This window comes from Xenorhabdus sp. XBWT (genome assembly GCF_059072735.1).
Genome location: NZ_CM180990.1, coordinates 2,884,874 through 2,898,438, shown reverse-complemented (window position 1 = coordinate 2,898,438; position 13,565 = coordinate 2,884,874). Strand labels below are relative to the sequence as shown.

10 protein-coding genes are annotated in these 13,565 nt (G+C 41.8%); all 10 read right to left on the bottom strand.

The features are described 5' to 3' along the window. Positions 1–73: 73 nt before the first annotated feature. Positions 74–1,474 (bottom strand): o-succinylbenzoate--CoA ligase, encoded by a 1,401-nt coding sequence (gene menE / locus AC5JQI_RS12575; protein WP_493912413.1) that lies wholly within the window; start codon positions 1,472–1,474, stop codon positions 74–76. Beyond that, positions 1,465–2,460: an o-succinylbenzoate synthase gene (menC, locus tag AC5JQI_RS12570; protein WP_493912412.1), complete on the bottom strand. Its 996-nt coding sequence runs from the start codon at positions 2,458–2,460 to the stop codon at positions 1,465–1,467. Before menC ends, menE begins: the two co-directional genes overlap by 10 nt. Continuing rightward, a complete protein-coding gene (gene menB / locus AC5JQI_RS12565; protein WP_323855327.1) occupies positions 2,460–3,317 on the bottom strand; it encodes a 1,4-dihydroxy-2-naphthoyl-CoA synthase in 858 nt (285 codons plus the stop codon). Before menB ends, menC begins: the two co-directional genes overlap by 1 nt. A gap of 12 nt (positions 3,318–3,329) precedes the next feature. Next, complete coding sequence (menH, locus tag AC5JQI_RS12560; protein ID WP_493912411.1) at positions 3,330–4,100, bottom strand: 2-succinyl-6-hydroxy-2,4-cyclohexadiene-1-carboxylate synthase; 771 nt, start codon at positions 4,098–4,100, stop codon at positions 3,330–3,332. Next, a complete protein-coding gene (gene menD, locus AC5JQI_RS12555) occupies positions 4,097–5,800 on the bottom strand; it encodes a 2-succinyl-5-enolpyruvyl-6-hydroxy-3-cyclohexene-1-carboxylic-acid synthase (RefSeq protein WP_493912410.1) in 1,704 nt (567 codons plus the stop codon). Before menD ends, menH begins: the two co-directional genes overlap by 4 nt. Before the next feature lie 272 nt (positions 5,801–6,072). Next, on the bottom strand, positions 6,073–6,954 hold the full coding sequence (locus AC5JQI_RS12550; protein WP_493912409.1) for a fimbrial protein: 882 nt from the start codon (positions 6,952–6,954) through the stop codon (positions 6,073–6,075). Between the two features lie 12 nt (positions 6,955–6,966). Then, positions 6,967–9,510, bottom strand: coding sequence for a fimbria/pilus outer membrane usher protein (locus AC5JQI_RS12545; RefSeq protein ID WP_493912408.1), 2,544 nt, complete (start codon positions 9,508–9,510; stop codon positions 6,967–6,969). A 67-nt stretch (positions 9,511–9,577) separates the two neighbouring features. Then, entirely contained in the window at positions 9,578–10,264 is a 687-nt protein-coding gene (locus AC5JQI_RS12540) for a fimbrial biogenesis chaperone (protein ID WP_493912407.1), read from the bottom strand. 267 nt (positions 10,265–10,531) lie between these two features. Then, complete coding sequence (locus AC5JQI_RS12535; RefSeq protein ID WP_493912406.1) at positions 10,532–11,062, bottom strand: fimbrial protein; 531 nt, start codon at positions 11,060–11,062, stop codon at positions 10,532–10,534. A gap of 804 nt (positions 11,063–11,866) precedes the next feature. Next, complete coding sequence (locus tag AC5JQI_RS12530) at positions 11,867–13,222, bottom strand: isochorismate synthase (RefSeq protein ID WP_493912405.1); 1,356 nt, start codon at positions 13,220–13,222, stop codon at positions 11,867–11,869. Positions 13,223–13,565: the final 343 nt, after the last annotated feature.

The following is a 13,565-nucleotide window of genomic DNA, read 5'->3' as shown; positions in this document are numbered from 1 at the left end:
GTAACATCTAGATTTATCAAGATATGTAAATAACATAACTATTAATAGGCTGTACTATTCATTAGCATACTATTTATGATTGGGCTACCCTCTCCATCACCCACTGTTTAACCTGTTGTCGTGAGATTTTTATTCCACCATCTTTCAATGATGCAGGTAATAGATAGCAAGCCACAGGACGCTGGAAAGTGGCGAGTTTATCCGAGAGCCAATCAATAAGTATCTCTGTCAGTAGAGGATATTGTGTATCGATTACGGCCACTGGCCGATGACCAAATTCAATATCAGGTATGGGAACGACAACACTTTGTTCTATTTGCGGATGTTGGTTAATGATTCGTTCAATATCTTCCGGCTGAATACCTTCACCGCCACTGAAAAACTGATTATCAAGGCGGCCTAAAATCCGTAATTCCCCGTATTCGAACACACCCCGATCACGTGTCGAAAACCATCCTTCATCATCCGTAAGCGGTTTTAATTCTCCGTCAAACCAATAGCCACTGGCGATACTGTCAGCTCGGATCTGAATTTCTTCATTCACTAAACGAATGGATTTTCCGGGAAGTGAATGACCCACACCCGGTAATCCATCAGCCCTTTTTGCGCAAACAGTTGATGCTATTTCTGTCAGCCCATAGCCACACCAACAACCAATTCCCGACTGTTCTGCCTGTTGAGTCAATTCCGTTGGGATCATAGCACCACCCAGTAACACCTCTTTTAACATCAATTGAGGTTCCTGCGGCTGACTCAGCAAACGCCAAAGCTGAGTAGGAACAAGCGATGCATGGGTGCAACCAGATAGTGCTTGATTCAATGGATGTAAATTCCGCAATACCAATTTTGCACCTGTTTGCAACCAGCGCCAGAGAATGCCCTGACCGGAAACATGAAACAACGGTAATGAAAGAAGCCAACTATCATTTGGCTGAAAATCCATGCAAGACAAAATACCTTGCGCACTGGCAAGATGTGCCCCGATAGAATGCACCGCAGCCTTAGGTAATCCAGATGAACCAGAGGTCAAGATCATGCTGGCAGGGCGTTGACATTTCCACAGTGCCATGTGTTGTTCAGAAGTTTCTGGCAATATTTGTTGCCAGTTTAGTTCCCTGACCTGAATGGCTGGTGAAGGTGAATCAGTAAAATCCACACCATAATCCAGATTAAGATGGGGTAATAGTTTCGCCAATAATGGTTCAGGTAATTGGGGATTCAGGGGTAAGACTCTTGCACCACATTGCAGCGCTGCCAGATAACACAGCAGAAATTCAGCGCTATTCTTGCCTCTGAGAACGATACCACTACCTTCAGAAAGCCCCTGTTGATGAAAGCTGGCAGCAATGGCGCTGACTTTTTGCGTTAATTGCTGCCAGCTTAGTGGCTCATCATATAACTGAACGGCCTGCTTGTGAGGATAAACCATCGCCCAATGCTGCCACGGCCATTGTATCCACTCAGTTACTGGCATTCATGGCTCCATACCGTTACCAGCTGATCTAACGTAATACACGGAATGTCACTGTCTGGCCAGCGACGGATAAGCTGGGACTGGATAAGATCCAGTGTATCCAAACCTGGCAGAGAGCCGGGTGTCAACCAATGAGCCAGGCGAGCCAATTGCGTCAATCCAAAGCTGGATTCAATGCTAGAGCTAATAATTGCTTCCAGCCCTAACTGATGCGCCTCTGTGATTAATTGACGGCAACGGGCAATACTGCCTACCAATGTCGGCTTAATGATAATGGCAGAAACTCCCTCTTGTGCTTCCACAGTAAAACCCGCTTCACGCACACTTTCATCCCATGCAATGGAAATACCCGTCTCACGGGCAAATGCCAGCGATTCTTCACGGGTTTTACAAGGTTCTTCGACAAAAGCAATTCTCTGACGATAATCTGGGTTGACGTATTTAGCGAAACCATCTGCTTTTATGCGTGTCCAGCTGCGGTTAGCATCTAATCTTAGCCGAAGATCGGGAACAGCTTCCAACATAACATTTACCACCATGCCATCCCGAACAGCTTCGTATAATCCAACTTTGACTTTTGCGATTTTCTGACCTGCCATATTTCCCAAACACAGAATCACATCATCAGGATCACCGGTGCATAGCGGTGCTTTACGATAATTGGCTTCTTCAGGCAGTTCTTCCTGCAATTCAGCCAATGCACAACTGAGTCCAAAAGCAACGGAAGGCAATTTACTATCTTTTGATTGATTATTCAGTCCGACTTTGTTCTGGCACCATTGTTGCACCCATTCCACTGTCGCTGTTTTCGCCTGTTCAAGCGTTTCATGGCTAAATTCCGGCAATGGGGAAATTTCGCCCCAGCCATCCTGCCCATTTTCCTGCAAATGAACCAGAAAACCATCACGGGTTTTCAGGCGTTGGTAACGGAGAATAACGCCTGCCTCCATTGGCAGGCTGAATTGATATAAGGTCGCTTTACGCATTACGGATTACGCTTGAATTTACTGAAATCAGGGTGACGTTTTTCATTGAACGCATTGCGCCCTTCTTGCCCTTCTTCCGTCATATAAAACAACATGGTGGCATTCCCCGCCAACTCCTGCAAACCCGCCTGACCATCACAATCTGCATTCAATGCGGCTTTCAGGCAACGCAACGCCATTGGGCTGTTTTCCAGCATTTCGCGGCACCAGCGCACAGTCTCTTTTTCCAGTTCGGCGTAAGGCACAACATGGTTGATCAACCCCATATTCAGAGCTTCTTCGGCGTTATACTGGCGACAAAGGAACCAAATTTCACGGGCTTTTTTCTGTCCTACTATCCGCGCCATATAAGATGCGCCCCAGCCACCGTCAAAGGAACCAACTTTAGGGCCTGTCTGACCGAAAATAGCATTATCCGCTGCAATGGTCAGATCACACATGAGATGCAACACATGCCCACCACCAATGGCATACCCTGCAACCATAGCAACAACAGGTTTCGGACAAGTGCGGATCTGGCGTTGAAAATCCAGGACATTCAGGTGATGCATTCCACCATCATCTTTATAGCCACCGTAGTCACCACGGATTTTTTGATCTCCCCCGGCACAAAATGCCTTTTCTCCCATACCTGTCAGAATAATTGTGCCAATTTCCTCATCATAACGTGCATCTGCCAATGCCTGAATCATCTCTTTGACAGTCAGAGGACGAAACGCATTGCGTACCTGAGGACGATTAATCGTAATTTTAGCAATACCATCTGCGGACTTATGGTAGAGAATATCTTCAAACCCTTGAGAACAATTTTGCCATTCAATGGGGGAGTACAATTTTTCTTCGCTTGGATAACGCATTACTGAGTTTCCTTAACCAAAAAGTGATAAGAAATGGTTCACTGCCGCAGAAAAAGCCACAGGATTACCATAATGAGCATTGTGTCCAACCTGAGGGATAGTTTCTAAGGGCAGAGAATATTGCTCTGCTATCTTCTGGAATTTACTATCATTTTCACCACATAGGCAGGAGAAAGGTGTGGTTATTTTTTGTAACTCAGGAACTAACCACGGTTGATGACCTAAAGAGGTACTTTCCAGCATATCAGCAACACGATCTCCTCTGTTCTGGCTGCGGAGATGAATAAGTTTCCCACACTGTACCGACGTCAGATCGGCAAATATTGGCTGCTGATACCAATCAGCTAAAACCACATTCATTGACTCTTGTCGAAAACGCTGTGCCCAGTGCAAATCATGTTGCAATCTCACAGCTCGTTCATGCCGGGAAAACAGCCCCGGATTTCCTCCTTCCACCAGCAATCCCCGTAATCCATCATGTTTGCCGTGAATTGCATGATACATGGCAATTCGTCCTCCTAATGAGTACCCGATCAGCCAATAATCATCGATCTGTCGCTCAGATAGCGTTGCATTCAGTAACTCACTCACCTCAGCGAAACCACCTTGCACCGTAATATCAACAGAATTTCCATGACCGGGCAGATCAATAATCAATGAGGCATATTGATCGCAGGCATTGACTACAGGAAGCCAATCGTCACCTTTCCCTAAGAAACCATGCAACCAAACCAACCACGTACCCCGATTATGAGAATGAAATGTCTGGCAATTCAGTATCACAACTTAGCCACCTGTTTCAGTAACTCTTGCAGACATGTCGCCCCTTCGCTGTCAGCAACCTTTAATTCAATTAATGTTGTCACTTTATGTTCCCACACTTGTCTGACGTATTGTTTTAATTCTGTCCAATTTGCGGGAGCAGCATAATTCAGACCAAACATAGCGGCAGCGTGATCAAAATTGACATCTTGTGGCATACAGTAGAAACGTTGACGCTCTTCTTGCGGTGTCGGTAACAATGAAAAAATCTGGCCGCCATTATTATTGACAACAATTAACAGTAACGGTGTGGAAAGATTACGTAACAAAGCCAGGCTGTTCAGATCATAGAGAGCTGAAATGTCACCGATAATCGCCAATGTCGGCTTATTGGCTGCTCGCTGCACACCCGCTGCGGTTGCGATCAATCCGTCAATGCCACTGGCACCACGGTTACTGTAAACCGGATAACCGGCGGGAAGCTGCCCTAAGGCATCAACCAAGCGCACAATCAAGCTGTTACCGATAAACAACTGCCCTTGTTCTGGCAATAACTGGTGCAATTGATGTGCTACTGCTGCTTCACTGAATTTTCCGGCTAATTTTGTTTGAGTGCACTCGAAAGCTTTTTTTGACCATATTTCCAGTTCATCTGCCCAAGAGAATCGGGAATATGAAACATGGGTAGGATGGCGTGTAAGATGGGCAGGATGCTCACGTAACCAATCCGCCACACGGCAAGTAAATTTGCGTCCTTGATGATTTGCGGGATCAAGCCTGCCAGAGATCGGATCAACAATCCAATATTGTTCTGGCTGACATTTTTCCTGCCATTGCAACAGCCGTTTTCCTGTCAGGCTGGTCCCAAACTGGATCACCAATTGTCCTTGCGACAAAATATCCTGAGTACGGGAATGATTCAGCCATAAATCAGCATGTGGCAAAGGCTGTCCGGTTTGAGATAACACGTCACCGATCAACGGCCAGCCCATTTCTTTTGCCCATTGGGCAACGAGTTCTCCCTCTTCAGCGTCCATTCTCCCTGCCAGAACAATGCCTCGTTTTTGCCGCCAGAATTCCCAATCCTCAACCTTGGTCATAGTACGGATTTCAGGCTGACTCAACCACGGCTCACTTCCCTGCCACCATTCCCCCAATGTTTGCTGCCAATCCTGATGCGCCGTCATATCATTGCCATATAAAGGCTCAGCAAACGGACAATTAATATGCAGCGATCCTTGTTTCAGGTTTGACATCCCATTATCAAGAGAAGAAACCAGCCAACTGGCAGGAATATCTGTGGTTGGGCGTGGCAATGCCAAAGTCTGGGAAGGATGGGAAGCAAAAATACCTATCTGGCGAATAGCCTGATTTGCGCCACAATCAATTAGTTCTGGTGGTCTGTCAGCGGTGAGAAAGACCAGCTTTTCCCCTGTCAATCCTGCTTCAATCAAAGAAGGGTACAAATTGGCGACTGCCGTTCCTGATGTCACAATAACTGCCACAGGCTTTCTGCTCACTTTTGCCAGCCCTAAAGCCAAATGCCCCAAACCCCGTTCATCAAAATGAGTATGACAAATAAGTTTTTGGTTTTCTGCGGCAGCCAATATCAAGGGGGTTGAACGGGAACCAGGGGCAATACAAACATGACGCAATCCGTGGCGGGTCAGTGCTTCCAATAAGAGTTCCGCCCAACGGCGGTTCAGTGCGCAGTTTGACATATGATGCTCAAAGAAACTTATAAAAAAATGGTGCTCAAAGAATTAAGAAGTATTATATAAGGCATTACTTGCCATAGTACTTGTAAAAGCGATTTCCTTATCTTACTTCAAGGAATTACCGTTTAATTGGCAATACTTCCACTATAAATGGGGATTATAAATCCAATCAGCAATAAAGCGGGTAATTTTAGACATCAAAAAGTGAACTTGCATGACAGAAAAGATATAACCAGCCAAAAATGGGTTATGGCTGGTCAGAGGGTTGAAGATATTTAAGGATAGACAATATCCAGCGTTGCAGTGGCATTAGCTGCGCCAGCGGTAACACGGTTTTCGGTCTGAATATAACGCGCTATGAAAGGGACAGAATACATTCCATCCGCTTCAGTTTCGGGTATTATTGGCGAGTTAAATATAATCGGTTTGCCTTTGTACAACACTTGAAGAGCAATTCCTTTAGCCGAATCGTTGTCCCGGGTAATCTCCAATATATTCTCGGCACTGCCTGTCCCCAACGAACCCAACACTAGTTTAATCGGTGTATCGGTATTGCATGCCAAATCAACATCGAAATGTTGTTCTCCCGCAGTACTATTGATACCTGAAAACTGTGCGCTTCCTATCCTGCCCATAGGAACAAGAATGCTCTTTTCTTTTAACACACAACTGGGTGTAATAAAGTGTATTTCATTGAGGGAAAAAGAATATATGACCGTTCCAGCCAAACGCGCGGTCAATACACCAGAATTTATAGCACCAGAGCCGGTGCTAGCTTCTGTTTTCACAAACTCAATCTTAGTTTCATTCCCCTGATCATTAACCCGAATCCCTATACCCGCTATCCCTGAATCATGAATACTTTTATTGCCATTCATCATAAGGGGATATCCCGTAAACCCCCACTCGATCTTTTCCGACCTATCGCAATGAAACCTATTTAAATCAATATGTTTTACGGGATAACTATCAATGACAGTACCAATACCCATCCCTTGATTTAGAACAACTTGCCCCAGATTGATGGAAAAATTCTGGGCAACATATTTAGACTCAAAATGACAGGGATCTGTACGGCTATATGAGTTGGTAAACAACCCAGTCAACACAAAGCTGATAGCCAATAATAAACTGAATTTCTTATGGGAAATAAGCATATGAGCATGATCCTATTCGCAATTCATATCTAAGGTATATACACCAGATGGCGGTCTTTTTTCCGACAGGAAATAATTGACCATGCAGGTTTTAATCTCTGGAGTTCCCCATTTGACCCGTAACCTGCCACTATCCGGCATCGCAGTGAGGTAGACCTGCCCTTCACGACTCACAATCGAATCGTGGGTTTTATCAAGCTCATTTGATTTCTCCGGCGTAACTTTAGCGCCAAAAGGAACTGGCTTGCCCCGATAAGACAAATACATCAATATCCTATTTCCCATTCGGGTCTGAAAATTGGCCAGAACAAGAGCACCTTTTGTTGGCACGACTGATTGCGTATTCACATCAATATCAACATCATCCGAAAAAGATTCTGGTTCCAGCGCCACCCGACTTTTACGATAACTGGCAACATACGGTACAACCGCATAACCTTTCCAATCCGTAGCAACCGCCGTGTTATTGGCGATCTTGATGCCTTTTGCCTCCTTTGCCCGCACCAATACAGCCGTTTCACCCAATTCTTGGGATAAAGTCAGGCCATATGGATGGATAACAATTCCTCCATTAATACCGTAATTTAACTGCCTGCTATGATTCTGCTGACTATGATATTGATAGTTATAGCCAGCATTAATTCGACCAGAAGCTCCCTTATATTCTCCCTGGATACTTCCACTCCTACCCTCTCCTTTATTGGCATAGCTCTGATGTAAACTGTAGAACAGATTATTATCCTCAAAGGCAGTTCCACTCAGACCGATCAGTTGGGATGCCTTATTATTCTTGTTGAAATTGACGTTATAATTCACCCAACTATGCTTGAGCCAGTGATCAAGGGGAAGGTGGATATTGAATGTCCATATTTGTTCATTTGCAGCAGAATCAGGGCGAAGATTGTAGGAATAATTCAGCCCATAACTGATCCCTTGGCGGCTCATGTTGTAACCCACATTAAGTGAACGCTCATGGTCATCTCTACTCCAATAATCTTCCTGCAATCCCATCACATATATCCGGCCCAAATCCCCCAATGATTGGTTAACTTGCAGCTGTAATTTGCTTTTCCTATTATTTAGATGCCCAAAAGAGTGAGCAACATTCTCAATACGATTGGAGTTGCTGAAATCATAAAACCCTTCAGTTGAATAACGATAACTCGCCAGCGTCAAATGTGTTCCTGTCAATGAAAAATCTTTTGCATACCGTAAACGATAAGCCTGCCCAGTAGATTTTTTATTTGATGGTAATTCAGTATTAGCATGAGCAGCATCGACAGAAATGGAACCAAAATTTCCCAAATCCACACCAGAACCTAACAAAACAGATTGATAATCAGAGGATAGAATTGTACCACCATAGATAGTGAGCCTATTGTGCAGACCATAAGTCAGTGTTCCCTGAGAAAAATAAGGTTTACGCTTATTGCTGCTGATAGAACGATAACGCCCCATCACCAATGAATATCTGATATTGCCTTCCCGCAACATCGTCGGCATGGCAGCAATTGCCTGAGTAAAACGACGTTCCCGGCCATCCGCTTCTTTGATGATAATATCCAGATCGCCACTGGATGCCGTTGGATGAAGATCATTAATTTCAAATGCACCAGGCGCAACATAAGTTTGGTAAATAACATAACCATTCTGTCTGATTGTCACTTGTGCATTACTCTGAGCAATACCACGCACAACGGGCGCAAAACCCTTTTGGCTATCCGGCAACATATTTTCATCAGACATGAGCTGAATTCCACGAAATTCAATTCCGTCGAACAAATTGCTGGAAGTGAAACTATCACCAATAATCAATTGCCCTTTAAGGGAATGAATATCTCGCTGCAAATATGTACTGATACTTTTCCAATGCTGATTTTTATTTGAATAACTGAAATTATTACGCAAACGCCATGCATGCCAATTAATCCCGGATCTAAAATTCAGGTAATTACTCTGTGTAGAATGATGATGTGACTGCCAAGTTGTGGCACCATTGTAATTATAATTAATCAGCAATGAAGTTAACCCCTGATCCCACGATTCAGGAGAAACATAGTCTTTGGCATGATAATCCAAAGCTGCTTGAGGAATACTGATATTTAATCGTTGCCGATTAAAATCAAAACCTATACTGGCAAACGGAATATATTTACCAATATCGGTGATCACCGTTTCTGGCGCTAAACTTGCCAATTCAGGAAATGAACCCATTTTTACACCCATATCCTGCCATTTTTTAACCGTCATTTTTGGCTTTAATTTATTTTCATCTAAAATAAATTCAATATTCTCTTCATTTATTTTCTTTTTATTTAAATAAATATCTACCCAGTAAGTACCGGGTGGTTGAAAGCCATCCTGAAAAATAGAAAGATCGATATCATCAGTAAACTCACCGTCAATTTTCAGAGCATGAATATTAAATTTATTCTCTGCATTCACGGTTGAATAATAAAAAAAATTCCCTGACATGATTAATACAGAAAGTAAAAATCTATAATTATTGCCACAGTATGATTGTTTAGTAAGATCAGGCTTGATTTGTTTTGACATATTTGATTTTCTAACAATATGGTGAAGTGGCTTTATCGGCGATAATGTAAATTCCATTGAATATCAACTAAATATCTGCAAACTCTGACTTTGTTACGCCACCATAATCATTGATAACTTTCCAGCTCACTTTTCTGGCATTTTTTAATGGTAGAGGCCAACTCAGTTGTCCAAAAGGTTTAATCATGCCTGCATGTTTAATATCATACTTATCGGCATTAAGGGATGAAAAAGAAATAAAATAAGGGGTTGGATTTTCGGCTATTAACTGTCCATTTTCTTGCTTGAACTTCATGTGTTTATAAGCAACGGTTGCCTTTTCTTTCAGTTGTACAGGCCGATAAAACAGCTTTATGCGTGAATTAACTACAATTTGCAACTGGTTCATGGTTGTATCTGACGTTGATGTATCAGGGATCGATTTAATATTAACCCAAAATACTGATTCTCTATCCATCGGCAATTCATTGCCAACTTTGACAATACGTAAAATATTTTCATTACTATTCGGCAATTTAAATAAAGGCGGTGTTACGATAAACGGCGATTTTGTTTTATCATTTTCATCTTGGATCCAGCTTTGGATCAGATAAACAGCCTCTTTTTCTGGATTGTTAATGGAGATAGAAACTTCTTTTTTATCACTTAAATAAACAACTCTGGTTCCACCAACAATGACACCAGCTACAGCGAGGCTGCCACTAAAGAAATATAAAAAAACAACAAAAAACACACGATAATACGACACTGTCATTTCTCCGCCAATCATGATTATTTATATTCAATTAAATAACCTAAGCGTCCTTGCCAGGTTTTATACTCTTCATCTTTCAATCTATACCTGTCGTCTTTCAAGTTGCAGCTTTGTTGGCTGCGCTCACTCACCCCGGTCACATAGTTATCTATGCTCCAGGGGATTCGTTCCTTGCCGTCGCGCTGTATCTTGAAATCCAATGGGTATACAGTTTTTACTATACTGCAACTTGAAATATATTAGTGTGGTATAAAAAATGTCGAAATGTTAATTATAAACTACGGTAAAATTAGTGACTGCATTAGCAGCGCCGGGACTCACCTTATCTTTTGTGGCAACATACTTAGCAACAAATCTTAATTCTTGATCAGCACTTCCATTAAATGAGCTATATTCAGAATCCCCTGCTACCGGAATACGGGTATTAGTATCTGCTTCATAAATACCAATAGCAACGCCAGCAGCGGAATTATTATCTTTAGACAGCGACAAGAGATCTCTATTATAGCTATCACCAGGTCCGTCAAATTTGATAGAAATACTTTTTTCTTTCATCTCTGTCGGACAATCAATCAATTTGATATGAAATTTTGTTGGTGCAGCCGTATCATTTACATGCTTAAATGCATCTGCACTAACAACTCCCATATTAACAATTTGATCAACAGAGTCGCTATGAACCTTACAAGCATTCTGTATTACTTCTCCCGTAAATTTAACTACCCCATCCCCAGCATTTGCTGTTGCAGCAAATAAAGAAGATATAAATAAAGAAGGAATAAACAGCTTAGATTTCATTAAATTAAACCCCATTAGTCAATATACAAAAACATTCCTTCGGCTGAATTACAGACGATAAGGAAATAAGTTCACTTGTTTGATAGACCGTTTCAGCACTACACCTCGCGCATCTACAGTGGTTGTCTTTTCATCTAAATAAAGCAAGCTTACGTCCCCGCTATGTGGCCTATAGTGGGGTCGGTCGCAAATTTCAGATAAGGCAAAATAATAATAGCGAATAACTCACATAGATCAATATAATGATCCAATTAATTGTCATATTTAGAATTTTATTCTTCAATCTTCCTGTATGTTTACTAAATGACATTATGTATAGGTGAAATCAATAGATATCGTGCTAAAAATTAAGAAATTATAAAAATAATATATAATTAGCAAACTAATGATTATTATCATTCCATAAATATTGACTATGATTTTCTTTAACATGAGTGATAATTTATTATTTGTATATTATCAATGTGATGCAAATCTATTTTATATTCATTTGTCATTTTAATTCAATTAGATAGAGTTAAATGAAGTAATTCTGTAAGAATAATTTAACGGCTCCCTAGATTAAAAATCTATCAATTAGTTTTTTGATGAGAATAAAATATACAAGTTTATATTATCCATTATAAATTAAACTTATAGTGATAATAACCATAGATAAATAATTTATCCTGATTTTATACCTGATGAATTTCAAGATGCAGTACAGCGACAAAGGAGCTAATCCCCGGAAACATAGCAAACTATGTGACTGGGGTAAGTGAGCGTAGCCAACAAAGCAGCAACTTTAAAACGAAGAGAGATGATTCACTCACCAACTCTACTAACCAGTAATGTACGCAATCCCGCAGCCTTATTTTCTATTTCAATCCATTCTTGTTCTGGATCTGAACCCGCAACAATTCCTGCTCCTGCATACAACGACAGCAAATTGTCATGAATATGTGCGCAACGCAACGAAACTGCAAACTCACTTTGCTCCAAACATAAGTAACCCGCGGATCCAGCATACCAATCACGATTGAAAGGTTCATTTTCTGCCAAAAATTGTCGTGCCGCCTCACGAGGCAAACCCGCAACCGCAGCCGTTGGTTGTAAACGACGCAAACAATCACTATCACATACCTGATTCAATACCCCGCTAATATGCCTGCGCAAATGCTGAACTTTTCTCAAACGAATCACATCAGGTAAAGCAATATCCACCGAAGTCACCCCACCTTGCAAACGCTGACAAATATCATCGACAACAATCAGGTTTTCATGCTGATTTTTTTTATCTCCCAACAGCCATTGCGCCAATTCAGTCGCTTTCTGATCATCTTCAGAATTTGCAACTGTGCCAGCCAATGCTTCAGTATAAAATTGCAATTGATTTCGGTAATAAAGCCGCTCTGGTGTCGAAGCAAGAAACGCATGGTTGGGATTAAACACAAGCATGAAGTGATAACAGCGGTGGTTTACTCCACGGCTGACTGCCATGAACTGCGCTGCCCGCAAAGGAGAGTTGAGCGTTAGTTCCGTTTTTCGCGCGATGACAACCTTTTCCATTTTATTTTGAGTAATCGCATCCAACGCCTGTCTAAGCAAAATATTCCATTGCCCATATTCAGGCATATGCTTTGCCTCTAACACGGCTGTCTGTAACGGATAAAAAGGCTGATGAGGGAGAAGCTGACGAAGAAACTGACAGGCATTTTCAATATCCGATTTTCCGTCGATATTGATATATAAACGATTTTCACTCTGATGATGGCGCAATTCTAATCTCGGCAGAAATAGATAACTTTCTTTGTCAGCGGTGTCTTCCTGCTTATCCTGCCCTGAGTTTTTATCATAAAAATAGTGAAAATCTACTTTATCCCACGCATTCAACCCCCACAGGCGTATTTGTGGAAATTGACTATGCCTCTGTAGAAACGTCTCAGCTTCGGCAATATTGCTAAATTGACGGATTTGCCCACAAGCGACAACCTCTTCATGACCATCTCTATGCAGCCAGTAAAATTGTGGGTAATGAGGCTGGACAGATAACCATTCCAGCCAATGGATACCATTGCCAGTTGGCAATAGGAAAGAGAACGATTGGATGCCAAGTTCGCTAACATTTTCGGTACTAAGAAATTCGCATACATCAGCGATGATATTGGCAATTTGATTCACATCTTTCCCCATTAACAATGTGATAAAAAACTGAATTATACGAATGCCAAAAAATTATGAAAGTACTTATCATTTATAAGGTTTTTGTTAGCCCTCAATACTCCCGCAAGCCGCAAATAAAAACTATAGACCTAATCAGTTCCAAGTTGCACTGCGACAGCAAAAAAACGAATACCGACAATCTGGGGCGAGTAAGTACAACCAACAAAGCTGCAACTTGAAAGACGGCGGGATCACTCATTAAACAGCGTCTATAAATACAGAATGTAATTTCATAATGCAGTAATCACATGACGAATGAACCAGATTTAAAAATCAAAGCAAAACAAATAAATTTAATATT